This is a genomic window from Paraburkholderia sp. BL10I2N1, assembly GCF_004361815.1.
GTDB lineage: Bacteria > Pseudomonadota > Gammaproteobacteria > Burkholderiales > Burkholderiaceae > Paraburkholderia.
The window spans coordinates 2,966,151-2,992,113 of the sequence record NZ_SNWA01000002.1 but is presented as its reverse complement, the minus strand read 5'-3'; the positions used below and the strand labels follow the sequence as shown (position 1 = coordinate 2,992,113).

The 25,963-nt window shown below is 64.0% G+C and carries 22 protein-coding genes and 1 pseudogene; 8 read left to right on the top strand and 15 right to left on the bottom strand.

Translation table 11 applies throughout. The features are described 5' to 3' along the window. Nucleotides 1-2 precede the first annotated feature (2 nt). The 3 genes from B0G77_RS43935 to B0G77_RS35840 form a co-directional block, all read right to left on the bottom strand. The gene (locus B0G77_RS43935; protein WP_208116543.1) at nucleotides 3-1,235 is read right to left on the bottom strand and encodes a hypothetical protein; all 1,233 of its coding nucleotides are present in this window, start codon (nucleotides 1,233-1,235) and stop codon (nucleotides 3-5) included. Nucleotides 1,236-1,853: 618 nt separating this feature from the next. Then, nucleotides 1,854-2,645 (bottom strand): alpha/beta hydrolase, encoded by a 792-nt coding sequence (locus B0G77_RS35845; RefSeq protein WP_133666489.1) that lies wholly within the window; start codon nucleotides 2,643-2,645, stop codon nucleotides 1,854-1,856. Continuing rightward, nucleotides 2,642-3,676 carry a M14 family zinc carboxypeptidase gene (locus tag B0G77_RS35840; RefSeq protein WP_133666488.1) on the bottom strand — a complete coding sequence of 345 codons (1,035 nt, stop codon included), beginning with the start codon at nucleotides 3,674-3,676 and terminating at the stop codon, nucleotides 2,642-2,644. Before B0G77_RS35840 ends, B0G77_RS35845 begins: the two co-directional genes overlap by 4 nt. Nucleotides 3,677-3,955: 279 nt before the next feature. Here B0G77_RS35840 and phnC point away from each other — a divergent pair, with 279 nt between their 5' ends. From phnC to B0G77_RS35820, 4 genes are all read left to right on the top strand, one after another. Next, nucleotides 3,956-4,804: a phosphonate ABC transporter ATP-binding protein gene (phnC, locus tag B0G77_RS35835; protein WP_243751350.1), complete on the top strand. Its 849-nt coding sequence runs from the start codon at nucleotides 3,956-3,958 to the stop codon at nucleotides 4,802-4,804. An 82-nt stretch (nucleotides 4,805-4,886) separates the two neighbouring features. Continuing rightward, nucleotides 4,887-5,861, top strand: coding sequence for a phosphonate ABC transporter substrate-binding protein (gene phnD / locus B0G77_RS35830; protein WP_133666487.1), 975 nt, complete (start codon nucleotides 4,887-4,889; stop codon nucleotides 5,859-5,861). Next, the gene (gene phnE / locus B0G77_RS35825) at nucleotides 5,858-6,700 is read left to right on the top strand and encodes a phosphonate ABC transporter, permease protein PhnE (RefSeq protein WP_133666486.1); all 843 of its coding nucleotides are present in this window, start codon (nucleotides 5,858-5,860) and stop codon (nucleotides 6,698-6,700) included. The genes phnD and phnE overlap by 4 nt, the downstream gene beginning before the upstream one ends. 253 nt (nucleotides 6,701-6,953) lie before the next feature. Continuing rightward, the gene (locus B0G77_RS35820) at nucleotides 6,954-7,790 is read left to right on the top strand and encodes a DMT family transporter (protein ID WP_133666485.1); all 837 of its coding nucleotides are present in this window, start codon (nucleotides 6,954-6,956) and stop codon (nucleotides 7,788-7,790) included. Between the two features lie 26 nt (nucleotides 7,791-7,816). Here B0G77_RS35820 and B0G77_RS35815 read toward each other — a convergent pair whose 3' ends face one another. Next, nucleotides 7,817-9,337: a PLP-dependent aminotransferase family protein gene (locus tag B0G77_RS35815; RefSeq protein ID WP_133666484.1), complete on the bottom strand. Its 1,521-nt coding sequence runs from the start codon at nucleotides 9,335-9,337 to the stop codon at nucleotides 7,817-7,819. 128 nt (nucleotides 9,338-9,465) lie between these two features. Here B0G77_RS35815 and B0G77_RS35810 point away from each other — a divergent pair, with 128 nt between their 5' ends. Together B0G77_RS35810 and B0G77_RS35805 are read left to right on the top strand one after the other, a co-directional pair. Then, complete coding sequence (locus B0G77_RS35810) at nucleotides 9,466-10,755, top strand: 4-aminobutyrate--2-oxoglutarate transaminase (RefSeq protein WP_133666483.1); 1,290 nt, start codon at nucleotides 9,466-9,468, stop codon at nucleotides 10,753-10,755. A 36-nt stretch (nucleotides 10,756-10,791) separates the two neighbouring features. After that, the gene (locus B0G77_RS35805) at nucleotides 10,792-12,258 is read left to right on the top strand and encodes an NAD-dependent succinate-semialdehyde dehydrogenase (RefSeq protein WP_133666482.1); all 1,467 of its coding nucleotides are present in this window, start codon (nucleotides 10,792-10,794) and stop codon (nucleotides 12,256-12,258) included. A 38-nt stretch (nucleotides 12,259-12,296) separates the two neighbouring features. On the opposite strand, the gene B0G77_RS35800 is transcribed toward B0G77_RS35805, so the two are convergent. From B0G77_RS35800 to B0G77_RS35785, 4 genes are read right to left on the bottom strand one after another with little or no spacing between them, the layout of a single operon-like run. Next, entirely contained in the window at nucleotides 12,297-13,067 is a 771-nt protein-coding gene (locus B0G77_RS35800; RefSeq protein ID WP_133666481.1) for an ABC transporter ATP-binding protein, read from the bottom strand. Then, complete coding sequence (locus tag B0G77_RS35795; RefSeq protein WP_133666480.1) at nucleotides 13,055-14,866, bottom strand: ATP-binding cassette domain-containing protein; 1,812 nt, start codon at nucleotides 14,864-14,866, stop codon at nucleotides 13,055-13,057. The genes B0G77_RS35800 and B0G77_RS35795 overlap by 13 nt, the downstream gene beginning before the upstream one ends. A 3-nt stretch (nucleotides 14,867-14,869) precedes the next feature. Beyond that, entirely contained in the window at nucleotides 14,870-15,769 is a 900-nt protein-coding gene (locus tag B0G77_RS35790; RefSeq protein ID WP_133666479.1) for a branched-chain amino acid ABC transporter permease, read from the bottom strand. Between the two features lie 25 nt (nucleotides 15,770-15,794). After that, nucleotides 15,795-16,988 (bottom strand): branched-chain amino acid ABC transporter substrate-binding protein, encoded by a 1,194-nt coding sequence (locus B0G77_RS35785; protein WP_133666478.1) that lies wholly within the window; start codon nucleotides 16,986-16,988, stop codon nucleotides 15,795-15,797. Nucleotides 16,989-17,247: 259 nt separating this feature from the next. On the opposite strand from B0G77_RS35785, the gene B0G77_RS35780 reads away from it, so the two are divergent. After that, on the top strand, nucleotides 17,248-18,492 hold the full coding sequence (locus B0G77_RS35780; RefSeq protein ID WP_133666477.1) for a D-amino acid dehydrogenase: 1,245 nt from the start codon (nucleotides 17,248-17,250) through the stop codon (nucleotides 18,490-18,492). Next, nucleotides 18,489-19,265 carry an aspartate/glutamate racemase family protein gene (locus tag B0G77_RS35775; RefSeq protein WP_133666476.1) on the top strand — a complete coding sequence of 259 codons (777 nt, stop codon included), beginning with the start codon at nucleotides 18,489-18,491 and terminating at the stop codon, nucleotides 19,263-19,265. Before B0G77_RS35780 ends, B0G77_RS35775 begins: the two co-directional genes overlap by 4 nt. Here B0G77_RS35775 and B0G77_RS35770 read toward each other — a convergent pair. The 7 genes and pseudogenes from B0G77_RS35770 to B0G77_RS35740 form a co-directional block, all read right to left on the bottom strand. Continuing rightward, a pseudogene (locus B0G77_RS35770) lies at nucleotides 19,206-19,415 on the bottom strand (hypothetical protein); the annotation flags it as partial. The gene B0G77_RS35775 and the pseudogene B0G77_RS35770 overlap by 60 nt on opposite strands. Before the next feature lie 138 nt (nucleotides 19,416-19,553). Beyond that, the gene (locus B0G77_RS35765) at nucleotides 19,554-20,435 is read right to left on the bottom strand and encodes an RNA polymerase sigma-70 factor (protein WP_133666475.1); all 882 of its coding nucleotides are present in this window, start codon (nucleotides 20,433-20,435) and stop codon (nucleotides 19,554-19,556) included. 217 nt (nucleotides 20,436-20,652) lie between these two features. Continuing rightward, entirely contained in the window at nucleotides 20,653-21,618 is a 966-nt protein-coding gene (lipA, locus tag B0G77_RS35760; protein ID WP_133666474.1) for a lipoyl synthase, read from the bottom strand. Nucleotides 21,619-21,620: 2 nt separating this feature from the next. Then, nucleotides 21,621-22,733, bottom strand: a complete 1,113-nt coding sequence (locus B0G77_RS35755; protein ID WP_133666473.1) for an acetoin dehydrogenase dihydrolipoyllysine-residue acetyltransferase subunit — start codon at nucleotides 22,731-22,733, stop codon at nucleotides 21,621-21,623. Between the two features lie 3 nt (nucleotides 22,734-22,736). Continuing rightward, on the bottom strand, nucleotides 22,737-23,741 hold the full coding sequence (locus B0G77_RS35750) for an alpha-ketoacid dehydrogenase subunit beta (RefSeq protein WP_133666472.1): 1,005 nt from the start codon (nucleotides 23,739-23,741) through the stop codon (nucleotides 22,737-22,739). Nucleotides 23,742-23,778: 37 nt separating this feature from the next. Continuing rightward, entirely contained in the window at nucleotides 23,779-24,762 is a 984-nt protein-coding gene (locus B0G77_RS35745) for a thiamine pyrophosphate-dependent dehydrogenase E1 component subunit alpha (protein WP_133666471.1), read from the bottom strand. Between the two features lie 80 nt (nucleotides 24,763-24,842). Further along, nucleotides 24,843-25,901: an NAD(+)/NADH kinase gene (locus B0G77_RS35740; protein WP_133666470.1), complete on the bottom strand. Its 1,059-nt coding sequence runs from the start codon at nucleotides 25,899-25,901 to the stop codon at nucleotides 24,843-24,845. Nucleotides 25,902-25,963 lie beyond the last annotated feature (62 nt).

Sequence of the window (25,963 nt, the reverse complement as noted above, 5' to 3'; positions counted from 1 at the left end):
CCTTAATGGCCAACAGTCAGATTCGCCTGAACAGTGACGGCCTGTTGCACAAGCGACGCCGCACCGCTGTTCTGGTTCATCACCACGATGCCCGCTGCCGACTGAGCCGCGCCCGTCATGGTGTTAGCCATGTCGAAAGTGCCAGCATTGACGGAATTGGTCCCACCGGCGCCGCCGGCACCGCCGACTGCTCCGTTGCCTACGCCGCCTGCGCCCGTGCCACCTGCGCCGCCCGCACCACCAGCTGCTCCAGCTGCGCCTACGCCTGCCGTTGCGCTGCCGTTCGACGCCATGGTGCTTGCGCCGCCGTTGGTCGCGCTACCGCCGGTGCCCGTGCCGCCTGCAGCGCCCGCGCCAGCCGTGGCTGTCGCAGCGCCGCCTGCACCGCCCGTGCCGCTACCCGCACCGCCGGTACCGGAGGTCGCGCCAGTCGTCGCCGCTCCGCCTGTACCTGAGCCCGCGCCGCCCGTGCCGCCGCCTGCGCCGCCCGCTGCGCCCGCGCCGCCCGCACCGCCTGCCGACGTCGCCGTCGCGGTCGAGTGCTTGAACGCATGAGCGCCGCCACCGTCGCCGCCGGATCCGCCGCCGCCGCCGCCGCCGCCGTTGCCACCTGCGGAGCCGCCAGCGCCCGCAGCAATACCGCCAGCTGCCAGGCTGCCTGCCGCTGCCCAGCCGCCCTTGCCGGTGCCGTTGCCACCCTGGGTGCCGCCTGCGTGCGCACTGCCGCCCTTGGCGCCGTCACCCCCAATGCCATCGCCGGCCGTTGCGCTGCCGTTAGAGGCATAGCCTGCCGTCGCGCTGCCATTGGTTGCGCTGCCGCCGCTGCCGCCGTTGCCGCCAGCACCGCCGTTGCCGCCGTTGCCGCCGTTGCCCGTGCCGCCCCAGCCGGAACCACCCTTGCCACCGCTACCGCCTGCAGCACTGCCGAAGTTCTTGGCAACGTTGCCGATCCCGTAGACGCTGACGTTACTTACCGTCCCGTCCAGTTTGCTCAGTGCGACGACCTTGGTGCTGTTGAAGGAGTCCTGCCAGACGCTCGCGCCAGAGGCAATTTCGTTGGCATTGCTACCGCTGCCGGTGGTTTGAGTGTTGGTTGCGCTGCTGGTCAGCGAGTTGGCACCCGACGTGGATGTCTGGTCACAGGACTTCGCGTTGTCACTACATGGATTTGCCATCGCGTAGCCACTGAAGCCTAGAGCCAAGGCCGCAGCGGACGCCAGTAAAGTCTTTCGCATGGGATCCTCCTGATGTTCATTCGGGGGTGGGGCGGCTTGGCAAACATCACCAATCCGCCGCACCTAAACGCATAGGCGATGCCATGTTGGTAAGTATTTGAAATTAAAGACAAAGTAATATTTTCCGCAATGCGGAATATTTTTATAAGGGTTTTCCCTGCCATTTTATGTTGCGATTTTGAAACGCATCGTGATATCGAATTGGGGTACGCACACTTTGTGCGATCGCACAATTGTCGTTAATTCAACAGGTTAGCGCGCATTTCTCGTGCGGAACCGGCTCACGGAAAAACGTTTCGCTTTTGTCGGGCCGAATCGGGAACTGCAGGCCGGACCGGTGCTTGCGGCTCCCACCATTTGGGGGCGAAGCCTTGTCCGGCTTGGTTTCTGCGGGATACCGCACGCATGTAAGGTGGCGAAAGAATCAGCCCGCACGATCTCGAAAACGTATCTTTTTGAGATAGAGCGGATTTACCCCGCCGCTTCTATCTGGCCGTATCACTCATTTGCGGGACGGGTAAACCCGCTTGACCTCAACTCATTTTTATCCGTTGGTTCGCAGTGCAACATATCTGACGGATATGCTTCATCCGATAATTTCGGCCTGACTTCGTACTGTCACTGAGAAATGGGCGTGTGCGTCGAAAGGGGCGCCTGAGCAAGCCACGTCGCGATGGCTTCACAAGTCCATTCAGGGTCGTCGTGCGGCAGGTCATGCCCCGCCCATGGATGACGACGATGCGTCGCGCGCCACGCGTTGGCGAGCTGTTCGGAACACACCGGGTTCACGAGCCGGTCATCTGCCGATGAAAGAATCAAGGCCGGACATTGCGGCACGCTCCGCCCTGCACTGAACCGCGCGGCGGCGAAGAGCTGGCGCAGTGCGTTGCCCCGGCCAACAGGCGCGCTGGCGCGAATCGCACACCACGCGGCGAGATCGTCGTTGACGCTGTTCCGGTTGTTACATGTAAGCCGATGAATGAGCGACTCCGGCTCCTGCCCGTCGCCCGTGTGACCCCAGTGCGCTGCAACACGCAGCAGATCCGGCCACGCGTCCGGCCGCAGGCGCTCCTGCGCGCGGCTGAACGGCCGCATGCTGGTATTGATGAGAACAATTCGTTCGATATCCTGTGGATGTCGCTGCGCCCACGCGGTCGCCACCATCCCTCCAAGCGACATCGCCAGAAGCCGGTATGGTCCCGGCACGCCGCTTTGCAGTGCAGCAAGGCGCACGAAACCGACCATATCGGCGACCTCCAGCGGCGCACGCAAACGCGTGTAGGCGCCGTTGCCGGGCAGGTCAGGCAGCAGCACATCGCCGGCATCCGTCGCGGCGCGCAGCAGCCCCGGGAAAGGTCCCCAATGCCTCGCTTCGCGCGTGAGCCCGCGCAGCAGGATCCATGTCGTCATGTGCCCGCCTTGCGGTACCAGTGGTCGATCGCACTTCGCTGTAACTGCTGCCTGCGTTTGCCTTCCGGCAGCCAGCGTTGCGCGGAGAACGCTGCGCGCGTCAGGAATTCAAGCAGGTTCGCGTGCCGCCTCAAAACGCGCGCCGTCCGATGTGCCTTGACCGGATTGAACATGCCCTGGCGCGAGAAGAGTTGCCACGGATTCTTCTTGATCCACAGCCACGAGCCGAGTTCGAGCGTCATCGGCAGCAGAACGTTGGTCGGCGGGGTACGATCGTATGCGTAGTCCCACAGGTCGCCGTGCAGCAGGTACTGATGGCTTTGCGGCTCGAACGTATAGCCGTGATGCGGATGGGCGTGTTCGAACATCGTCTTCAACGCGAACATTTCCGGCAGGTGGCGCATCAGTTCGCGCGTACGGGCATACGGGAACCAGATGCTGTCGCCCCAGCCGTAACCCGAATGACAGTCGAGCGCAAAGCTGAGCGGGCGCATTGCCAGTTCGCTTTCGACGACCCGCAAAAGCGCCTCTGCCTCCGCTTCCATCGGCGCGCCGCGTCGCCCGCGATACCACGGCAGCCATGCACCGAGGCGCTGGCCGCCCGCAAGAAACGGCACGCGGTCGTCGGCATCCTGCGGCGCGTTGCGCATCAGGTCGACGCCGTTCGGATTGGCGCGCGTCGCTGCCCACATGCCGCCGGGATTGACGATCGGCATAAAAATCAGGCGAATCGATTGCAGCTGCCGCACGAGCAGCTCGTCCCATTCGAGCCGCGTGAGCAACGCGCGCATATAGTCGAGCACGAGTTGCGTGCCGATCCGCTCCAGGCCGTGAATACCCCCGAAGAAACCGATGGCAGGCGCCCGTGGATCAGTCGAGCCAATGCTCGCCGTATGGATTGCGAAGGTGCGGCCTTGCACGCGTGTTTCGCAGATGGTCTGAATCTCGAAGCTGGCGCTGCCGTCCTCCAGAATTGCCTTCAGATCTTCGTACTCCGCAAAGCTGTCGGCAAGAAAGCTGAGTGGTTGCATGGCGACGCCGGGTATCGTTGGAAAAGTTTTCGGGGCGTTGGGACGGCACACGTCAATTTCGCCAATATATCCCGTCCACAGCGAATGAAGCGTAACAATGCGACAGTACCGGGCGTCATGTCATGGCGGTGTCACATAACCCATGAACGTTTGCGTGCATCGTGCGTCAACAGATATAGTCGTCTAGATGTCTCAATGCCTTCACCCAACTGTCATAGACGCTTTCTAGAATGTCCGTCAACTTTCCGGCTGTCGGTCGGATCCCTTGACGGAGCATTCATGGAAGCCATCCGCATTGAGCGTCTCAGCAAGACGTTCAACAACGGCCGCAAGGCACTCGACGAAATCGATCTGCGCATCGAGCCGGGCGAAATGGTCGCGCTGATCGGCGCCTCAGGCTCGGGCAAGTCGACGCTCTTGCGGCACATTGCCGGCTTCACGGTATCGGACGCGCAACCCTCGCAGATCTCGATTCTCGGCCGGCCGATCCAGCAGAACGGCCGCATCGTGCGTGAAGTGCGAAGCATTCGGCGCGATATCGGTTTCGTCTTTCAGCAGTTCAACCTCGTGAACCGGCTGTCGGTAGAGAGCAACGTGCTGATCGGCGCCCTCGCGCGGCTGCCGCTGTGGCGTCGTCTGACAGGCCGTTTCCCGCTCACCGAGCGCACGCTTTCAATGAACGCGCTGAGCGAAGTCGGCATCGCCGAGCACGCTTATGAACGCGCAGCGACGCTGTCGGGCGGCCAGCAGCAGCGTGCGGCGCTGGCACGCGCACTCGTGCAGCGCGCCCGCATCATTCTCGCCGACGAGCCGATCGCCTCGCTCGATCCGGAGTCATCGCGCCGGGTGATGGAAATGCTGCGCACGCTGAACGCCGAATATCAGCTGACCGTCCTCGTGTCGCTGCATCAGGTCGACATGGCCATGCAGTACTGCCCGCGCACTGTCGCCATGCGGCGCGGCAAGGTGGTCTACGACGGCCCGTCCAGCGCGCTTACGCCAGCACTGCTCAAGCAACTCTATGGCGACGACGCCCGCGAACTGCTCGACGAAAAGAGCAGCGGCGAGGGCACTGTCGCGCAGTCCGCGCGCTACGCCTTCACGCTCGATCCCGCTCCCACCGTTTGACCGCATCAGCATGCCGGTCACCGACCGGTCACGCTGATTGCGCACGCTCACTACACACGCTCATCCAACGGAAACTGAACCAATGAAACTCCTGCGCTCGCTGATCGTCGGCATGGCCGCATTTGCCAGCCTCGCCACCCAGGCTGTCCGCGCCGAAGACCTGAATCTCGGCATCATTTCGACCGATTCGTCGGCGGTGCTGAAGCAACGCTGGCAGCCGCTGATCGACGATCTCAACAAGCAGACCGGCCTGAACGTGAAGGCGTTCTTCGCTACCGATTATTCGGGCATCATCGAAGGGATGCGCTTTAACAAGGTGCAGGTCGGCTACTTCGGCAACGCGTCGGCGATGGAAGCCGTCGACCGCTCGAACGGCGAAGTCTTCGCGAAGGCGGTGTACGCAAACGGCGACTCGGGTTACAACTCGGTGCTCATCACCAACATCAACAGCCGCTTCAAGACGCTCGACGACGTGTTCAAGAATACGAAGGACGTCACGCTCGGTTTCGGCGATCCGAACTCGACATCCGGCTCACTGATCCCCGGCTATTACCTTTTCGCGAAGCACAACGCGCCGGTGCAAACCTCGTTCAAGACCGTGCTGCCGTCGAGCCACGAAGCGAACCTGCTGGCTGTCGTGAACAACAAGATCGACATTGCGACCAATAACACCGAGATGCTCGATACGCTGAAAAAGCAGCATCCGGACAAGTTCGCCCAGGTGCGCGTGCTGTGGACGTCGCCGCTGATTCCGTCGGATCCGCTCGTGTGGCGCAAGGATCTGCCGCAGGCAACCAAAGACAGGCTGCGCAACTTCTTCCTGAACTATGCGAAGAGCGATCCGCACGAGAAGGAAGTGATGGCCGGCATCACGGGCTACGCTGGTTTCGCGGCTTCGTCTGACGCACAGCTCCTGCCGATCCGTCAGGTCGCGCTGTTCCAGAAGAAGCAGAAGATCGAAAGCGATACGCATCTGTCGGACAGCGACCGCCAGACCCAGCTCGCCGCACTCGACGCCCAGCTTGGCGCGCTCAACGCCGCTGCGTCGAAGCAATGAACGGCGTCGACCTGACGGCTGCCCGTGAGCCGCAACGCACCGGCGCCGCGGGTCACGCGAGCGGGCATCCGGCTGCGCGCGCCGGCAAGCGCAGCTGGGTATCGCTCATCGGCTGGATCGTCGCGATCGCGGTGCTGGGTGCATCGTGGCACGGCGCGGACATGCGTCCGCTCGATCTGCTGACCGATTCCGGCAACATGGGCCAGTTCGCGAAAGACTTCTTTCCGCCGGACTTCACCGAACGGCGCACGTATGTGCACGAGATGCTCGTGACGCTTTCGGTCGCGGTGTGGGGCACGGCCCTGTCGCTCGTGTGCGCCGTACCGTTCGGCCTGATGTCGGCGACCAACATGGCGCCCGCCTGGGTCGTGCAGCCAGTGCGCCGCCTGATGGACGCGTGCCGCGCGATCAACGAGATGGTGTTCGCGATGCTGTTCATCGTCGCGGTCGGTTTGGGTCCGTTCGCCGGCGTGCTCGCGTTGTGGGTCCACACGACCGGTGTGCTGGCCAAGCTGTTTGCCGAAGCGGTCGAAGCCATCGATCCGCGCCCGGCGGAAGGGGTGCGCGCAACAGGCGCCACGAGTCTCGATGAAATCATCTACGGCGTGCTGCCACAGGTGATGCCGTTGTGGATTTCCTACGCGCTGTACCGTTTCGAGTCGAACGTGCGCTCGGCGATGGTGGTCGGCATGGTCGGCGCCGGCGGGATCGGCGTCGTGCTGTACGAAGCGATCCGCTCCTTCGACTACGCGCAGACGGCGGCCGTGATGCTGATGGTGATCGTGGTGGTGAGCGCGATCGATCTCGCTTCCGCCTGGCTGCGCGAACGGGTGATCTGAGGCTGTTCCTGCAATCGCGGTGCCGCGACGTGCGGCACGCACTCTTCTCCCCCTCTCTTCCTTTCTTCAAGCTTCGGACGAGGCCTGCAGCAAGCTTTCGCCGCCTTGAATAATCTGATAGAAAGGCATCTCCGCCGTACCCGGCCAGCGCGGACTCGCCCCGTTGGGCCGCGGACGGCTTCGCGGCAACCGGGTTCTGCCGGAATAACAACACGCTTGCGGCTTTCACCGCCCTCTTACGCCCTGGTCTTTGATGGAAACGTTTGTGGTGCTGCTGGTCCTGTTGTCCGCGTTGCTTCACGCGACCTGGAACGCGTTTCTGCATCTCTCCGAAGACCGGATCTGGCTGCTCGGCATGATGGCGATTCCGTATGTCGTCGTCAGTGCGATCGGTGTCGTCGTCCTGCCATTGCCCGCGCCCGCCGCCTGGCCTTACATCCTGGCTTCCGTGGTGCTCGAGTTCGGCTATTGCCTCGCCCTGATCCGCGCGTACCGTAGCGGCGACTTCGGTCAGATCTATCCGATCGCACGCGGCCTGTCGCCGATGCTCGTGTTCGTCGGCGCACTCATGTTCGCGCACGAGGCGCTCAAGCCGCTGGCTGCCATGGGCGTGATGCTGGTCTCGATCGGCATCGTCTCGCTGGCGTTTCGCCGGAACATGCGGTTTTCGGGCGAGAGCGTGCCATTTGCGCTGCTCACCGGCTTCTTTATCGCGACGTATTCGATCGTCGACGGGATCGGCGCACGTGTGGCAGGCAATGGGCTCAGCTACATCATGTGGGTCTATCTGATCTGGAATGTCCCGCAGTTCCTGCTCGTGTGGCACTGGCGCGGTGGCGCGAGGGGGCTTTTCATCGGGCGCGACAAGGTGTTCAAGGGCATGCTGTCCGGCGTGATCGCGCTCACCGCTTACTGCCTGATCATCGAGGCCTACCGCTATCTGCCGATCGCGATGGTGTCTGCGCTGCGCGAGCTCAGCTCGATCTTCGCGGTGCTGATCGGCTGGCTCGTGATGCGCGAAAAACTGACGACGCGACGCATCGCCGCCTGCCTGCTCGTCACGCTCGGCGCCGTGCTGATCCGCATCTGACTTGCGGTTCGTCGCGCGTCAGCGGCTCACGCAAATTGCGTGAGCGTCGTATCGATCGCCTCGGCGAGCGTATCGAACGCAGGCGCGATTTCATCGTCGGGCACGCACGCATAGCCGATCAGAAGCCCGGAGGGCGCGCGCGCCGGTTCCGCGTAGTAGCCGGACAGCGGCCGCACGACGATGTTGCGTTCCAGCGCGGCTTGCGCCACGGCGCGGTCGTCGGTGCCTTCGGGCAGCTGCATCACGAGATGCAGGCCCGCGTCGCCGCCGACGGCGGGCAGCGCATCGCCATAACGGCGCGCGGCAGCGTCGAGCAGCGTCTGCCGGCGCTGACCGTACAAGGTGCGCATCTTGCGGATATGCGACGTGAAATGCCCTTCCGCAATGAATTCCGCCAGCACCGCCTGCTGCAATAACTGCCCTTCGCGATACAGCTCCGCGCTCGCCGTCGCGAAACTTTCGGCGAGCGCCTCGGGCACCACCAGATAACCGATCCGCAGGCCGGGAAACAACGTCTTGCCGAAGCTGCCGACGTAGATCACCTGACCCGCCGTATCCAGCCCCTGCAGCGAAGCAAGCGGCCGGCTGCCGTAACGAAATTCGCTATCGTAGTCGTCTTCGATGATCCAGCACTGATGCTGGCGCGCATACTCGAGGAGCATCCGCCGCCGCGCGAGGCTCATCACCATGCCGAGCGGGTATTGATGCGACGGCGTAACCAGCATCAGCCGGGGCGGCGCCGCGAGATCGTCGGCGGACGGGTTGATCCCTTCTTCATCTACGGCAATCGGCCGCGATTGCAGGCCCGACACATGCAGCACGCTGCGCACGCCCCAGTAGCAGGGATCTTCGGTCCAGATCACGTCGCCGGGATCGGACAGCAGACGCACGGCCAGATCGACGGACTGGTGGATGCCCGTCGTGATGATGATCTGCTCCGGCGTGCAGCGCACCGAGCGCGACGTGCGCAGGTATTCGGCCAGCGCATGACGCAGCAGCGCGAGGCCGCCGCCCGGCGCGTAGGTCAGCAGGTCGGGACGCAGGCGCCGCCAGTACTTCGCGTGCAGCCGGCTCCAGACGCGCGCGGGAAAGCGCGACACGTCCGGTACGCCGGGCATGAACGCGCCCCATTGCCGCTTCGATACTCCGGCGCCGGCGATCAGCCGCGCGCCGCGCGACGACAGCGCCCGCGCAGCGGGAAGCGGCTGAGACGGTATGTCAGTCACGCTGGACGGTACGTTTGGGGCCGCGGCATCCGGCGCACCCATGATTTCGTCCGGTGCGCTGTCGGCGACGAAGGTGCCGCGCCCGGTCGCCGAACTGACGTAGCCTTCGAGCACCAGCTGCTCGTACACCTGCGTGACGGTATTGCGCGCGATGCCAAGTTCGGCCGCCAGAAGACGCGAAGACGGCACCTTGCTGCCTGCCGGCAGTTCGCGCGACAGGATGGCCTGCTGCAGCAGCCGGTGCAGTTGCCGGTAGACCGGCTGGCCGTTGCCCCGATCGAGCCGCTGGGCCAGCCAGTCGGACAGAACGCTCGCGCGCATGATTGGCTCCTACATTTTTATTGAAATGGCTCTGAAGTTAAGAGCCAAATCTGATTATAGTCGCTACATGTGCCGCTTTGCGCGGCGCCCGACCGCCCCCCGAAGAATGCCAAGCGAAGGAGATGACCATGGCCAACACCAATGCAGGACTTCAAGCCCGTAAGGACGCCGCGACCCCACGTGGCGTCGGCGTGATGTGCAACTTCTACGCCGAGCGCGCGGAGAACGCAGAGCTGTGGGACATCGAGGGTCGCCGTTTCATCGATTTCGGCGCCGGCATTGCCGTGGTCAACACGGGCCACCGTCATCCGAAGATCGTCGCCGCGATCCGCGAGCAACTGGATCACTTCACGCACACCGCGTATCAGATCGTGCCGTACGCCTCGTATGTCGAACTGGCCGAGAAGATCAACGCCCGCGCGCCGGGCGACCATCCGAAGAAAACCGCGTTCTTCACGACCGGCGCCGAAGCTGTCGAAAACGCGATCAAGATTGCGCGCGCGGCAACCGGCCGTCCGGGCGTGATCGCGTTCACGGGCGGCTTTCACGGCCGCACGCTGATGGGCATGGCGCTGACGGGCAAGGTCGCACCGTACAAGATCGGCTTCGGACCGTTCCCGTCGGACGTCTTCCATGCCCCGTTCCCGAACCCGCTGCATGGCGTCTCGGTTGCCGATTCACTGCGCGCGATCGAACATCTGTTCAAGGCCGATATCGATCCGAAGCGCGTCGCCGCGATCATTTTCGAGCCGGTGCAAGGTGAAGGCGGTTTCTATGCGGCGCCGACCGAGTTCGTGCGGGCGCTGCGCAAGCTGTGCAACGAGCACGGCATCCTGCTGATCGCCGACGAAGTGCAGACGGGTTTTGCACGCACCGGCAAGCTGTTCGCGATGCAGCACTATGACGTCGTGCCGGATCTGATGACGATCGCCAAGAGTTTGGCGGGCGGCATGCCGCTGTCGGGCGTGGTCGGCCGTGCGGAGATCATGGATGCGGCAGCGCCTGGCGGGCTGGGTGGCACGTACGCCGGCAATCCGCTGGCCGTGGCAGCCGCGCACGCCGTGCTCGACATCATCGACGAAGAGCAACTGTGCGAGCGTGCAACTGTTCTCGGCGAACGCCTGAAGGCGAGGCTCGTCGCGCTGCGCGGCGAAGTCGCGCAGATCGCCGACGTGCGCGGCCCGGGCGCGATGGTCGCAGTCGAGTTCAACAAGGCCGGCACCAGCGAGCCGGACGCCGACTTCACGAAGCGCGTGCAGGCGCGTGCACTCGAGCGCGGTCTTTTGCTGCTCACGTGCGGCGTCTACTCGAACGTGATCCGCTTCCTGTTCCCGCTGACGATTCAGGACGCCGTCTTCGAAGAAGGGGTCGCCATTCTCGAAGAGGTATTGAAGGAAACCGTGGGCATTGCCGCCTGATTCGCCTTCTTTCCAGAAACCTTCGAGAACCCGATCATGACGCAAACGCTTGCAAATCTGAAAGACCCGAAGCTGTTGCAAACTCGCGCCTGGCTCGCGGGCCAATGGCAACAGGCGGACGACGACACCACGTTCGACGTCGTCAACCCGGCAACCGGCGAGCGCATCGCCAAAGTGCCGCGCATGGGCGCGCAGGAAACCCGTCGCGCGATCGAGGCCGCCCACGCGGCGTGGCCGGCGTGGCGTGCAAAAACGGGCAAGGAACGCGCAAAGATTCTGCGCGCCTGGTACGATCTGATGCTCGCCAATGCCGACGACCTCGCCCTCATCCTGACGACCGAGCAAGGCAAGCCGCTCGCCGAAGCGAAAGGCGAAATCGTCTACGCAGCCTCGTTCCTCGAATGGTTCTCGGAAGAAGCGAAGCGCGTCAACGGTGACACGATCCCGACGCCGTCGCCGGACAAACGCATCGTCGTCACGAAAGAGCCGATCGGTGTGTGCGCGGCGATCACGCCGTGGAATTTCCCCGCCGCGATGATCACGCGCAAGGTCGGCCCTGCGCTGGCGGCAGGTTGCCCGATCATCGTCAAGCCGGCGGAAGCCACGCCGCTGTCGGCGTTTGCGCTTGCCGTGCTCGCCGAACGCGCAGGCGTTCCGGCCGGCGTTTTCAGCGTCATCACCGGCGACCCGAAAGCCATCGGTGCGGAAATGACCGGTAACCCGATCGTGCGCAAGCTGTCGTTCACGGGCTCGACGCCGGTTGGCCGCCTGCTGATGGCGCAGTGCGCGCCGACCGTCAAGAAGGTCTCGCTCGAACTCGGCGGCAACGCGCCGTTCATCGTGTTCGACGACGCCGATCTCGATGAGGCCGTCGCTGGCGCAATCGCGTCGAAGTACCGCAACAGCGGACAGACCTGCGTCTGCACCAACCGCTTCTATGTTCACGACCGTGTCTATGACGCGTTCGCGGCGAAGCTGCGGGACGCCGTCGGCGGTCTGAAGGTCGGCAAGGGCACCGATGAAGGCGTCACCCAAGGTCCGCTGATCAACGAAGCGGCCGTGCTGAAAGTCGAATCGCACATCGAAGACGCCTTGGCAAAAGGTGCGCGCCTCGTCACCGGCGGCAAGCGGCATGCGCTCGGCCATGGCTTTTTCGAGCCGACGATTCTCGCCGACGTCACGCCTTCGATGAAGGTCGCACGCGACGAAACGTTCGGCCCGCTGGCGCCTCTCTTCCGCTTCTCGTCCGACGAAGAAGTGATCCGTCTCGCGAACGACACCGAGTTCGGTCTCGCCGCCTATTTCTACAGCCGCGATATCGGCCGCGTGTGGCGGGTCGCCGAAGCGCTCGAATACGGCATGGTGGGCATCAACACCGGCCTGATCTCGAACGAAGTCGCGCCGTTCGGCGGCGTCAAGCAATCGGGACTCGGTCGCGAAGGATCGCACTACGGCATCGATGACTATGTTGTCATCAAGTACATGTGCATCGGCGGGATCTGAGCCTTTGCTGTATTCGCTGACGGATACAGCGCGAAGCCTCATCGGTCGCCGTCGCGAAATGTCGGCGCAACTGGCGTGTCACCCGCAGTCGACGCACTCCCTCCGAGATAAGCGGTACGAACACGGCTGTCCTGTGCCAGCTCCCGGGACGCACCCGACAGCGCCACGCTGCCGCTTTCCAGCACGTATGCCCGGTGCGCAATGCGAAGAGCCTGGCGGACATTCTGCTCGACAAGGAGCACCGAAGTGCCTTCGGTGCAGATGTCCGCGATCATGCCAAAGATCGCGCGTACCAGTTTCGGTGCGAGCCCCATCGACGGTTCATCCAGCAACACGAGCCTCGGCTTGAGCATCAACGCGCGCGCAATCGCAAGCATCTGCTGTTCGCCGCCGCTGAGTGTTCCGGCCAATTGTCCGCGTCGCTCGCCAAGCCGCGGGAAGGTCTCGTAGAGGACGGCGACCCGACGCTCGAGCGCGGCGGCGTCGCGTCGCAATAGATAGCCGCCAAGCCGCAGGTTTTCTTCGACCGTCAACACGCCAAACATCCGTCGGCCCTCCGGCACGTGCCCAATGCCAAGGGCGACGATCTGATGGGCCTGCAGCCCGGTCAGCGGCCGTCCGGAAAGCGCGATCCGCCCGGCGCGCGGCCGGATCAGACCCGAGATGGTTCTGAGCGTCGTGGTCTTGCCTGCGCCATTGGCACCGAGCAGCGCAACGATCTCACCCGGACCGACGTCGAGAGAGATGCCGTGCAGCACTTCGATGTTGCCGTAACTCACGCGCAGATCACGGACTTCTAGGAGCTCCACAGTGACTTCTCCCCATCGGCAGCATCGGCGGCGTCGTCGTCTTCGGCCGTGCCCAGATAAGCGTCGATGACGCGCGGATCGCTCTGGATCTGCGCCGGCGGCCCTTCAGCAATCATGACGCCATGATCCATCACGATGATCCGGTCCGACACGCCCATCACCAGGGTCATGTCGTGTTCGATCAGCAGCACCGTGACGCCCAGCGCGCGGATGCGCCGGATCAGGTCCATCAGGGCGTGCTTCTCAGTCGGATTCATCCCGGCGGCAGGCTCGTCCAGCAGCAGGAGGCGCGGATTGCTGGCCAAGGCGCGGGCGATTTCCAGCCGACGCTGATCGCCGTAGGGCAGATCGGCCGCGTATTCGCTTGCGCGCGCGGCAAGGCCGACCATGTCGAGCCAGCGCATCCCTTGCGCCTCATGTTCAGCCGCTTCCGCACGGGCAGACGGCGTGCCCGCCAGTTCGGCGACAAGCGGTGTCTGCAGTCGGTGATCCATGCCCGTCAGCACGTTCTCGAACGCGCTCATGTGCCCAAAGAGACGAATACCCTGAAACGTGCGGGCGATGCCGCGATGCACGTTGCGGTGCGGCGCGCCGCCGCCCATCGGTGCGCCGCACCAGAACATGCGTCCGGCGCTCGCGCGGGTGACGCCCGTCAGGCAGTTGAAAACCGTGGTCTTGCCCGCACCGTTCGGGCCGATCAGTGCCAGAATCTCGCCGCTGCGCACAACGAAGCTGATTCCACCGATTGCCAGCACGCCACCAAAGCGGCACGCGAGGTCGCGCACCTCCAGCAGCGTTTCGCCCGCCCCGGCTGTGATGGGCGGCGCGGGGGGAAGCGGCACGCCTGCCAGATCCGCATGCGGCATGGCGCGTTTTGCACGGACCGGCCACAAGCCCTGCGGGCGCAGCAGCATCAGGATGACGAGCGCGACGGCAAATCCGAAGATGCGCCAGAGGTTCAGAAAGCGCAGCAATTCCGGCACGCCAGCGACGATCATCGCGCCGAGAATCACGCCGGGAATACTGCCGCGACCGCCGAGCACGACGACGATGAGAATCGTCACGGACTGCAGATAAGTGAAGCCGGTGGGATCGATGGTGCCAAAGCGCGCGGCGAACAGGCTCCCCGCTATCCCGCCGATCAGCGCGCCCATCACGTAGGCCAGCAGCTTGACGCGCAGCGTCGGGACGCCGACTGCCTCGGCGGCCGATTCGTCCTCGCGGATGCTCGTCCACGCGCGCCCGAGCCGCGACCGGCCGAGGCGGATCGCGAACAGCAGGACGACGATAAGGAACGCCATGCCCAGTTCGTAGATCGCGCGCGGCGAGCTGATCTCGACGCCGAACAGACTCGGGCTGGCAATGCCGTAAATCCCGTTCGGACCACCCGTAATCTCGAGATTGGTGGCGACGATACGCGTGATCTCACCGAAGCCCAGTGTGACGATCGCCAGATAGTCGCTGCGCAGACGCAGGGTCGGATAGCCGATCACAACCCCCGACAGGCCGGCAAACGCGAGGCTGAACGGCAGCGTTTCCCAGAACGAGAAGCCCAGCAGCGTTTCGAGTAACGCCGTCGTATAGGCGCCGATCGCGAAGAATGCCGCGTAGCCGAGATCGAGCAGCCCCGCGTAGCCGACGACGATATTCAGCCCGAGGCCGAGGATCGAGTAGGTGACGATGGTCAGTGCAACATCGATCACGTAGTTGCTGGAGAACGCGGGGAGCGCGACGGCCAGGGCGATCAGCCCGGCGGCGGCGATCGTGGGCCAGGCTGGCATCGAAGCCGGTGCGCGCATGGGCTACATCCTCTCGACGACGCGCTCGCCGAACAGGCCCGTCGGCTTGACCACCAGCACGGCGATCAGGACACCGAACACGAACACATCCGTCCACTGCGACGAGACATAGCCGGCGCCGAACGCCTCCAGCAGCCCGATCAGGAAGCCGCCTGCCATGGCGCCCGGAATGTTGCCGATGCCGCCAAGCACCGCAGCGGTGAATGCGCGCAGGCCGAGCACGAAGCCCATGAAAAAGTTGATCTGCGTGTAAAAAAGTCCCTCCATCACGCCTGCTACGGCAGCGAGAACCGATCCGATGAAGAAGGTGAGATGGATCATCCGTTCGACATCGATGCCCATCAGGCGCGCCGCATCCTGATCAATCGCGAGTGCGCGCATCGCGGTGCCGATGAACGTGTGATTCACAAAAAAGTAGAGCGCCAGCATCAGCGCGAAGCTGGCGGCGACGATGCCGAGCTGGGAAAACGTGATTTGCACGTTGTGCAGATTCAGCCCCGCCTGGGTGAGCAGGTGCGGATAGGTCCTGAAGCCGGCGCCATAGATCAGCAGCACGGCGTTTTCGAGCACCAGCGAGATGCCGAGCGCGGTAATCAGAATCGACAGCCGCGGTGCGCGCAGCAACGGCTGATAGGCAACCCGCGCGATGACGACCCCGAGTCCGCCAGTTGCCGCCATCGACGCCCCGAAGGCAGCCAGCAGCGCGAGCGCGAGCGGCAGGTGCGCGCTCGCGAGCGTCGCGAGGCTGGTCCATCCGATGAATGCGCCGACCATGAACAGGTCGCCATGCGCAAAGTTGATGAGACGGATAATGCCGTAGACCATCGTGTACCCGAGGGCCACGAGCGCATAGAACGAGCCGATCGTCAGCCCTTCGACGACGAACTGGAAAAAGGTGCTCATGGCCGCAACGGACGCGCCGCGGCGCTCACTTCATGGCCACCCACTTACCCGCCGCGTCCTGTCGCTGGTAAGCCGCGAACTGGTCGTTGCGCACGATGATCGTGATATAGACCGCGAGGCTACGGTCGCCTTTCGGATTGAACCCGATGCTCCCCGTCACGCCCGAATAGTCCTTGATCTTGTGCAGCGCGGCGATGATCGCCGCCGGACTCGTCGACTTCGCGTCGGCGATTGCCTTCGCGGTGACACCAACGGCATCGTATTCATACACCGAATAGGGTCCGGGCCCCTGGCCATACGCCTTCGTGTAGTCGTCGACGAAGCCGTGGCCGCCCGAAAGAAATTGCGCCAGCGGAGAGGTGGTGATGATCATGCCCTCGGCCGCTGGGCCCGCCGTTTTCATCAGCGTCGGGTCGTTGGTGCCGTCGCCGCCCATGAGGGTCATCTTGAGGCCCAGTTGCCGCGCCTCCTTCACGAGCAGTCCGGCTTCGGAGAAGTAACCGGTGTAGTAGATCACGTCAGGGTTCAGCGACCCGACCTTGGTGAGCGTTGGCGAGTAGTCCATCTGGCCTGGCGTAATCGAGTCGGCATACACGACGTCGACGCCGTCTTTCTTCAGCGACTCGACCGTGTTCTGCGCCAATCCCTTCGCATAAGTTGTGTTGTCGTCGATCACGGCGGCGCGCTTCGCATGCAGCGAGTTCTTGATGAAGCTGGCGGCGAACGGGCCCTGTTCGTCATCGCGCCCAATGGTGCGGAAGACGTTGTTGTAGCCCATTTCCGTGAGCTTCGGGTTCGTCGAGGCGTCCAGCACGTAGGGAAGACCTACCCGATGAAACGTCGTCAGTTCGGGAAGCGCAGCGCTGGAGCAGTACCCGCCAGCTACTGCGACCACGCCCGCGTCGATCAGCTTCTGTGCGGCCTGAACGGCAGTTTGCGCATCGCAGGCGTCGTCCTCCGGCACGAGTTCGATCTGCTTGCCGAGCACGCCGCCTGCCGCGTTGATCTTCGCGGCGGCCAGTTTGGCGCCGTTGACGATATCGGTGCCGGCGTTCGCGTTGCTGCCCGAAAGAGGCACCGGTACGCCGATCTTGAGGGTCTGGCTGTGCGCCGCTTCGGGAGCGAGCGCGGCGAGCGCCGCCAGTCCGAGGATCGCGGCGCCGAAGGTTTGCCGCAAGACGCGGGTGGCGTCGGGCATGCCATTGTTCTGAGCATTCATGTTCGTGGCTCCTGGCAGGGAATCCGACCGGACGGTCCCGCGGGACGGGTAAGCCGGCGGTTAGTTGGCGGAACGTAATGGATCGTTGCGTGCGGGCCGGCGCGAGCCTGGTGCGCAGGTGTCGCGCGGTGCCGGCGCAAAGATGCCTTCTCCATGATAGGTCCCCAAGACTGCCTGACCGGTATAGGGTATGCGCGTATAAATCTCCCGGAAGTGCGGCAGCAGACTTATATTTCGTGAATGACAGCAGGGGGCGCGGATGAAGAGCATCGTGCTGGGTGCAGGCATCGCCGGCGTCACGACGGCGTACTACCTTGCGATGGACGGTCGCGCCGTCACCGTGCTCGACCGCCGCCCAGGCGTCGCGCTCGAAACCAGCTTTGCGAACGCCGGGCTCGTCGCGCCGGGGCATTCGTATACCTGGGCTTCACCGCGCGCGCCCAAAATCCTGCTGAAATCGCTGTTCGTCGAGGGACAGGCGCTTCGCCTGCGCCTCAACGCGGATCCGCACATGTGGGCGTGGTGTGTGCTGTTCCTGCGCAACTGCACGGCAACGCGCTCGCGCGAAAACACCGTGCGCAAGGTAAGGTTGTGCCGTTACGCGCAGGATCAGCTACAGCAGTTGACCGCCAGAGAGCAACTGCAGTACGACCGGATCAGCCGCGGCCTCCTGTATCTCTATCGTGATGCGGCATCGTTCGAGCGCGGCCGCTCGAACATGTCGATTCTCACCGAAAATGGCTTGCCGCTCGAAACGCTGGACGCCGCGCAGGTGGTCAAGCGCGAGCCCGCGCTCGAACACGCGCGCGACCGGATTGCCGGCGCGATCTATTGCCCCACCGACGAGAGCGGCGACGCGCATCAGTTCACCCGCGAACTGCAGAAGGTCTGCGAGCGACTTGGCGTACGCTTCATGTTCGACGCCCCGATCAGCCGCATCGAAGCGGCCGGCGACCGGATAACGGGTGTTCGCACGCCGGCAGGGCTGATCGACGGGGACGACTTCGTGCTCGCGCTCGGCTCGTATTCGCCGATTCTCGCGCGCCCGCTCGGTTACAGGCTGGCGGTCTATCCCGTCAAGGGCTACTCGGCGACATTTCCGGCAGGACGGGAACACCACCCCCCGCAGATTGGGGGAGTGGACGAAAACCATCTCGTTGCATGGGCACGCTTCGGTGCGCGGCTGCGCTTTACCGCGACGGCCGAATTTGCAGGCTACGACACACACCACGAGCCCGCAGACTTTGCCCCGATACTGCGCGCGGCGCGCGAGCTGTTTCCCGACGGCGCCGACTACACGAAGCCGAGCTACTGGGCCGGCCTGCGTCCGATGACGCCCGAGGGTACCCCGCTGATCGGGCCGACGCGCCACCGTAACCTGTTTCTGAACACGGGTCATGGCCACATGGGATGGACGATGTCTTGCGGCACCGCAAAACTGCTCGCCGACATCATGGCCGGGCGCACACCCGAGCTGGACCTGACAGGGATGACGATGAAATGAGCACCACCCCAATTCAGCACGACGCCTACACGAAGCTCGATTTCGCGCTCGATGCAGGAATTGCGGGCCGGGCGGCGATCGGCCTCATTGTGCTGGCGACCGACCACACGATCGAACACGAATGGCGCCAACTGCTCCGGCAGAATGGAGTCGCCTTTTACGAAAGCCGCTTGCAGAACTCGCCCGACATCACGCCGGCGCGACTGGCCGAAATCGAGCCGCACATCGCGCCGGCGGCCGGGTTGCTCCTGCCTGGCGAGCGGCTCGACGTGGTAGCGTTCGGCTGCACGTCGGCGGCCATGGTGATCGGCGAAGAGCGCGTGTTTGCACGCATTCGCGAGGCGCGTCCCGGCATTGCCTGCACGACTCCGATCACGGCTGCCGTCGCAGCGCTCGCCGCGCTACAGGTGCGGCGTGCCGCGTTGCTAACCCCGTATATCCGCTCCATCAACGACTTCATGCGCGACTACATCGAAGCACGCGGGGTTGCCGTGACCCGCATTGCATCGTTCGAGCACGCAGACGACAACGAGGTCTCCCGCATCGATGCCCCTTCGCTTTGCATGGCGGTCGAACAGCTTGCGCGACACGCCGACGTGGACGCGGTGTTCGTCTCCTGCACGAGCCTGCGTGTCGCTAGCCTGATCCCGCAGCTGGAGGAAGCGACAGGCAAACCCGTGATATCGAGCAACTTCGCGATGGCGTGGCACGCGTTACGGCTTGCCGGCGTGCGCGATAGCGAGCCACAGCTCGGGCGGCTGTTTGCGCTTTAGCCGTGTTTGTCGTGCCATCTTGATGCAAGGGCAAAAGCGTTCGGTGTTGCGCACCAGTTCCTCTGCGACGGCACGCTCGACGTCGGGCAAGCGGATGCGGGTACGCGCCGTCAGCATGAAGAGCCCGTCGATTGGCGTCTGCGTGTCCTGCCCGTGATACTTGTCGAGCAGCGTGAGCGGCGGCAAACGCAATGTGGTCATGGCGCGCCTCGGGGTGGTTCTCGCTAATTTCGCGACTTGTGTCCGGGAACCAGGCGTCGAAATTCATCGCCCGGGAGAAATCAGCGTTCAACCGTTAGCGCGTGCCGCCACGATGCGCGCCAGCTTGTCGGGGTTGCGCTGCACGTAGATGCGAACGATGCGCTCGCCGTCCGTTTCGATCGACTGCGCCGATTCGAGCTTGCCGTCGATAAAGCGCAGCAGCGCCCACTGACCATTGAGCATCACGAGCTTGACGCCGAGTTCGCTGCCGTAACGCAGCGACGACGCGTAGAAAAGCTGCGCGATGCGCCGGCCGCCCACCATCGGCTTCGGGAAGCTCGGGACTTTGCCGCCGCCGTCGCCGATCAGCATCGCGTCTTCGGCCAGCAATGCGTTGATCGCGGGGAAGTCGCCGCGCTCCAGCGCCTGCACGAAGGTCCGCAGCAGGCGAAGATGCGTCTCACGCGGCACCGCATAACGCGGGCGTTCGTCCCGTAGTTGCGCTTTTGCACGGCTTACCAGTTGCCGGCACGCCGCCTCCGTCTTGCCGATGGCCTCAGCGACTTCGTCGTAGTCCGCGTCGAAGACTTCGCGCAGCAGGAAGGCTGCCCGCGCTTCCGGCGTCAGCCGCTCGAGCAGCATCAGAAATGCCACGGAGACGTCGTCAGCACGCTCTGTGACCTCCTCGGGTGTAGCCGGTGAGGCGGTCATCTCCGGCTCGGGCAACCAGATGCCCGTGTAGTGCTCACGCTGAATCTTCGCGGTGCGCAGACGGTCAATGGACATCCGTGTCGTGACCGCGACGAGCCACGCCTCCGCGTTGTCGATGTTCTCGCGGGCCGCCGCATGCCAACGCAGCCAGACGTCCTGCACAATATCTTCGGCTTCGGCCACCGACCCCAGCATTCGATAGGCAATCTTCTGCAATCGGGGGCGGAGCCCGTTAAAGGCATGCGCGTCGTCGTCCATGAACAGACTTCCTCTTGAGCTCGGCACAAGCGCCGCGCGAAAAGCGGGCTGGCAGTTGCGTATTGCCACGGATGGGGCAACGCTTGAGACGCTCGGCACTGCCCTTTTGATCGACAGAAATTCTACAGATATCGGAGCCCTTGCGGTTCCGTTGGTCAAGGCGACAGGTCGGCATTCACGCGGCGGTTTCACAGGTGAGGAAGCGCGGGCGGCAATATCAGGCGAGACCCGAGATCTGGTCCGCGTGATACGACGATCGCACTAGCGGCCCCGCGACCACCTCCCGAAAGCCCAGCTTCATCCCTTCCTCACGCAACGCATCGAACGTCTCTGGCGGCATGTAACGCCGCACAGGCATATGAAACCGCGACGGTGCCAGATACTGCCCGATCGTCAGCACATCGACATCGTGGGCACGCAAGTCCTGCATCGTTTGCAGCAGTTCATCATCGGTCTCGCCGAGGCCGACCATCAAACCGGATTTCGTCAGCACCGATGCGTTTGCCCGCTTCACGCGCGCAAGCAGTTCAAGGGACCCGCGATAATCCGCCCCCGCCCGCGCCGCCCGATACAGCGACGGCACCGTTTCAATGTTGTGGTTGAAGACGTCCGGCCACGCCCCGGAAAGCGCCGCCAGGGCCCGCTCGATGCGTCCACGAAAATCCGGCGTCAGCAGCTCGACGCGGATGCCCGGCGCACGCTCGCGCACCGCCTCGACGCACCGTGCAAAGTGCGCGGCGCCCCCATCGCGCAGATCGTCGCGGTCCACCGACGTAATCACGACGTACCGGAGCCGAAGCGCCGCGACGACGGCCGCGAGCCGCGACGGCTCGTGTTCGTCGAGCGCCTCGGGGCGCCCATGCGCCACGTCACAGAATGCACAGCGACGCGTACAGATCCCTCCCATGATCATGAACGTCGCGGTGCGCTGCGCGAAACATTCGCCGATGTTCGGGCACATCGCCTCCTCGCAGACCGAATGCAGGCGATGCTCGCGCAACACTGCCGCCATGCTGGCGACGGTCTCGCTCATCATCGGCTTCGCATGCAGCCATGGCGGCTTCGGCAACGCGCCTTCGATGGCGGGCACGATCTTCACCGGAATGCGGGCCAGCTTGTCGCGGCTGCGCAATCCGTGCTGACCGAGCGCCGTGACACTGTCACCCTGTCGCGCGGCGCTCATCGTCATTGCCCGAGGAAGTCGTTGAGCAGGCGGTTCACCTCCGATGCGGCCTCCATCTGCACCATGTGGCCCTTGCCTTCGATCACGTATACACGAATGTCGCCCTTCAGGCCCTCGGCGTGCCGGGCTGGAATGATCTGATCCTCCGAGCCCCAGACGACCAGTGTGCGCGGCGCGAGATCCTTCAGCTTCTCCCGGTAGACGCGTTGCTGCGAACCGCCCTCGAACGCCGCTGCGGCGATCTTGCGCAACGCCTCGTCGACCCCTTCCAGCCGCTTGTACCTGACGATGTCCTCCACCAGTTGCCGCGTCACGAGCGAGCCGTCCGCGAACAGCTTCGTCAGATGCGGTTTCAGCGTGTTGCGGCTGGTGCCGGCGACGAAGCCGTCGATATATTCGCGGTTGATCTCTTCTCCGAGCCCTGCGCCCGCAATCAGCACAAGCGAAGCGACACGTTGCGGCGCGCGATCCGCCACGGTCATCGCCACGAGCGAACCCATCGAATGCCCGACGAGATGCGCACGTTCGATGCCGCGATCGTCGAGAAACGCAATCACGTTCGCAGCCAGTTCATCGACGCTTCCCGTATCGACCGTCTTGCCGGATTCCCCGTGCCCAGGCAGATCGAGCGCCCACACCTCACGATGTGCCGCAAGGTCGGCATGATTGAAGAGCCAGTTGTTCAGATCGCCGCCGAAGCCGTGAATCAGCACCGCCGGTGTGCCGCCCTCGCCGATCTTCAGATAGCGCACCGTGCGCCCGCCGATCAGCACCTTCTCCGGCTGCGGGCCGGCGTCGCGGTCCGCAGCGCTCGGCGGCACGAAATCGCGCTGGAACGCCTCGACGGCCGCGTCGATGTCGCCTTCAGCCGTTTCGACATCCGCGACTACACCGAGCAGCGCGCCGATCGGCAGTGTGTCGCCCTCCTTTGCGATCTGCCTGCGTAACGTGCCGTCGAATGCGCACTCGACGCCCGACGAAATCTTGTCGGTCTCTACGTCGAGCACTTCGTCGCCCTTGCCGACCTTGTCGCCGACCGCCTTCAACCAGCCGTTGACCTGTCCCTGCTCCATCGACAGGCCCCACTTGGGCATCGTAATCATGTGAATCGGCATTGCTCAGCTCCTTACTTTCAGTACGGCGGCGGCGATCTTGTCCGGAGACGGGATGTACATGTCTTCGAGTACGCCTGAGAACGGCACCGGCGTGTGCGGCGCGGTAACGAGTTCGATCGGCGCCTTCAGCGAATGAAATGCTCGCTCTGCGATGAGCGCCGAGATGTCGGTCGCCATTGAACAGCGCCGGTTGGCTTCGTCGACGACGACCACGCGCCCGGTGCGTTCGGCGCTTTCGAGGATCGTGTCCTCATCGAGTGGCGACGTCGTGCGCAGATCGATCACGTCCACCTGCACGCCGTCTTTGGCCAGCTTATCTGCCGCTTCGGTCGCGTAGTGAACCATGCGCCCGTACGTCACGATGGTCGCGTCGTCGCCTTCGCGCACGACATTGGCCTCGCCGAAGGGAATCGCGTACGACTCTTCCGGCACGTCGCCCTCGCGGCTGTACAGCAGCTTGTGTTCGCAAAATATGACAGGGTCGTTATCGCGGATTGCCTGGATCAGCAGCCCTTTGGCGTCATAGGGCGTCGACGGGCAGACCACTTTCAGCCCGGGAATATGCGTGAACAGCGACGTGAGCATCTGCGAATGCTGCGCGGCGGCCCGCAGACCTGCGCCCTGCATCGTGCGGATCACGACAGGCGTCACCGCCTTGCCGCCGAACATATAGCGGAATTTCGCGGCCTGGTTGAAGATCTGGTCAAAGCACACGCCCATGAAATCGATGAACATCAACTCGGCGACCGGACGCATCCCGCAGGCCGCCGCGCCCACCGCCGCACCGATAAAACCGCCCTCCGACAGCGGCGTGTCGAGCACGCGCCCCGGATACTTGTGAAATAGACCTTTCGTGACGCCGAGCACGCCGCCCCATGCGTCCTGTTCGCCGGGCGAGCCCGCGCCGCCCGCGTTGTCTTCGCCCATCACGATGACGCTTTCATCGCGCGCCATCTCCTGGCTCAGGGCTTCGTTGATCGCCTGAGAAAATGTGATCTTCCGTGCCATGTCTGTCTCCTGAATCGAATCGGTTTGCGTTTGCGCGTTACGGATAGGACACGTAGACGTCCGACAGCAGATCCTCAGCGGTCGGCAGCGGAGCGGCCTTCGCTTCGCTCACGGCGTTGTCGATCAGCTGCTTCACTTTCGCGTCGACACCGCGCAGTTCATCCGGCGTGAGCATTTCAGCGCGCACCACGCGTTCCTCGAAGCGTTTCAGGCAGTCCTTCTCGTCACGCAGTTTCTGCACTTCGCCGGGCGCGCGGTAGGTCTGCGCATCGCCTTCGAAGTGGCCGAAATAGCGCGAGAACTTCACTTCGACGAGCGTCGGGCCGCCGCCGTTGCGCGCGCGTTCGATCGCTTCGCCCAGCGCCTCGTGCACCGCAAAGAAATCGAAGCCATCGACGATCACGCCCGGCATGCCGAATCCGCTGGCACGGTCGGCGATGTTGTCCGTCGCCACTGACCACGTCGACGAGGTCGCTTCCGCATAGCCGTTGTTCTCCGCGACGAAAATCACCGGCAGACGCCATACGGACGCAAGATTCATCGATTCGAAGATCACGCCCTGGTTCGATGCGCCATCGCCGAAGAAGCACACGCCAACGCCGCCGGTTTTCTTCTGCTTCGCGGCAAGCGCCGCGCCGCAGACAAGCGGCCCGCCCGCGCCGACGATGCCGTTTGCACCCAGCATGCCTTTCGACAGGTCGGCGATATGCATCGAGCCGCCCTTGCCGTGACATACGCCGGTCTTGCGGCCATAGATTTCAGCCATCATGCCGCGCACATCCACGCCTTTGGCGATGCAATGCCCGTGACCGCGGTGCGTGGTCGCCACGTAGTCCACATCACTCAGATGCAGCATCGTGCCCACCGCCGACGCCTCTTCGCCGGCATACAGATGCACGAAACCAGGAATCTCGCCGGTCGCGAATTCGACGTGCAGACGTTCCTCGAACTCGCGGATCGTGCGCATCATCCGATACGCCTCCAGTAGTTTTTCCTTCCCCAACTGACTCGAAACAGACATGGTGCGTCTCCTTTTAGCGATTTCGCTGCTTGCAGAAATAAGCGTCGAACGAAGCCAGCTGCTTCAGCCGACGCGCGCTACTACAACCTGTCGTGCGGCGCGAGTTCGCGCATCAACTGCCGTGACGCCGAAAAGCGCAGCACGCGTTCGACATCCACGGTCAATGGTCCCGCCCAGTCGAGCGAGATTTCGTAGCGGTCGCCCCGCTCCAGTTCGATTTCGCGTTCGCCGTCGAACGCAAGCGTGCCGTGCTCTGCATGAAGCGGCATCCAGTAACCGGTTTCGAAGCGTTCGCAGGTGCGCATCGTCACCTGGTCGACCCGTCCGGGCGCGATGGGCGCGATGATCGGCATACCCGTTTCGCCAGGACGCGCAAACGTCAGGTGCAGGCCATGCGAAGCGGCGCGATCGACAGGCGCCCACGCACCACCTATCGACGAAAGCCCGATGCCGTCCGGCGCGGCGAACGTGAGAAAGAGCGTCTCGATGTCCGCCGGCTCCGATATGGCGCGCGCGCCGACGAAACGCTGCCGGCTCACGCATACGTCGACGAGTGCGATTTCTTCACGGCCCCGATTGGGCCCCTCGACGCAGCGGACCACGAGCCGCTTGTTGCGTGTGAGCGCAACATCCGGCGGCACCGCGCCCGAAGCCACCAGCGCGCCAGCCAGTCCTGCAACGGTTGCTTCGCGCAGGTCTGGAAACGCATTGTTGGTGCCGGTGGAAAGCGTGAGCAGCGGCACGTCGCCACAATGCGCCGCCACCGCCCGATGCGTGCCGTCGCCGCCCAGCACGGCAATCAGGTTCACGCCGCAGCGGACCATCTGCGCAACGCCGGCATGGGTGTCGGCCACGCTGTCGGTAAAGGGCAACTGGAGGAATTCCACTTCGGGCCATGGCTGATGTGCGCCCATCGCTGAATGGGTTTCGAGCGCCCGCAACAGCAAGGCGGCGATGCCGGTCTTGTCGCGCAACGTCAGCACGCGTTCGACGCGGGTCGCGCCGAGACCGGCCAGCAAACGCACAACCATGTTGGCTTTTTCCGCTGTCGGAAACACGGACGCGTGCGTGGTCAGTCGCCGGATATCACGACCCGATGCGGGGTTTGCAATCACGCCTACAGTGACGGGGAATGCCACGGGCTTGTCTCCTGCCTGCGAAATCGCGGGCCTTGCTTATGGAAGCGCGCTCGGCGCTTCGG

Excerpts from the sequence above, each read along its gene's own strand:
- B0G77_RS35765 (WP_133666475.1), bottom strand. The coding sequence starts at position 20,435 with ATGGACGACGACGCGCATGCCTTTAACGGGCTCCGCCCCCGATTGCAG.
- B0G77_RS35790 (WP_133666479.1), bottom strand. The coding sequence starts at position 15,769 with ATGAGCACCTTTTTCCAGTTCGTCGTCGAAGGGCTGACGATCGGCTCG.
- B0G77_RS35805 (WP_133666482.1), top strand. The coding sequence starts at position 10,792 with ATGACGCAAACGCTTGCAAATCTGAAAGACCCGAAGCTGTTGCAAACT.
- B0G77_RS35745 (WP_133666471.1), bottom strand. The coding sequence starts at position 24,762 with ATGTCTGTTTCGAGTCAGTTGGGGAAGGAAAAACTACTGGAGGCGTAT.
- lipA (WP_133666474.1), bottom strand. The coding sequence starts at position 21,618 with ATGAGCGCCGCGCGACAGGGTGACAGTGTCACGGCGCTCGGTCAGCAC.
- B0G77_RS35750 (WP_133666472.1), bottom strand. The coding sequence starts at position 23,741 with ATGGCACGGAAGATCACATTTTCTCAGGCGATCAACGAAGCCCTGAGC.
- phnD (WP_133666487.1), top strand. The coding sequence starts at position 4,887 with ATGAAACTCCTGCGCTCGCTGATCGTCGGCATGGCCGCATTTGCCAGC.
- B0G77_RS35810 (WP_133666483.1), top strand. The coding sequence starts at position 9,466 with ATGGCCAACACCAATGCAGGACTTCAAGCCCGTAAGGACGCCGCGACC.
- B0G77_RS35775 (WP_133666476.1), top strand. The coding sequence starts at position 18,489 with ATGAGCACCACCCCAATTCAGCACGACGCCTACACGAAGCTCGATTTC.
- B0G77_RS35840 (WP_133666488.1), bottom strand. The coding sequence starts at position 3,676 with ATGCAACCACTCAGCTTTCTTGCCGACAGCTTTGCGGAGTACGAAGAT.
- B0G77_RS35815 (WP_133666484.1), bottom strand. The coding sequence starts at position 9,337 with ATGCGCGCGAGCGTTCTGTCCGACTGGCTGGCCCAGCGGCTCGATCGG.
- B0G77_RS35845 (WP_133666489.1), bottom strand. The coding sequence starts at position 2,645 with ATGACGACATGGATCCTGCTGCGCGGGCTCACGCGCGAAGCGAGGCAT.
- phnE (WP_133666486.1), top strand. The coding sequence starts at position 5,858 with ATGAACGGCGTCGACCTGACGGCTGCCCGTGAGCCGCAACGCACCGGC.
- B0G77_RS35780 (WP_133666477.1), top strand. The coding sequence starts at position 17,248 with ATGAAGAGCATCGTGCTGGGTGCAGGCATCGCCGGCGTCACGACGGCG.
- B0G77_RS35785 (WP_133666478.1), bottom strand. The coding sequence starts at position 16,988 with ATGAATGCTCAGAACAATGGCATGCCCGACGCCACCCGCGTCTTGCGG.
- B0G77_RS43935 (WP_208116543.1), bottom strand. The coding sequence starts at position 1,235 with ATGCGAAAGACTTTACTGGCGTCCGCTGCGGCCTTGGCTCTAGGCTTC.
- phnC (WP_243751350.1), top strand. The coding sequence starts at position 3,956 with ATGGAAGCCATCCGCATTGAGCGTCTCAGCAAGACGTTCAACAACGGC.
- B0G77_RS35820 (WP_133666485.1), top strand. The coding sequence starts at position 6,954 with ATGGAAACGTTTGTGGTGCTGCTGGTCCTGTTGTCCGCGTTGCTTCAC.
- B0G77_RS35755 (WP_133666473.1), bottom strand. The coding sequence starts at position 22,733 with ATGCCGATTCACATGATTACGATGCCCAAGTGGGGCCTGTCGATGGAG.
- B0G77_RS35795 (WP_133666480.1), bottom strand. The coding sequence starts at position 14,866 with ATGCGCGCACCGGCTTCGATGCCAGCCTGGCCCACGATCGCCGCCGCC.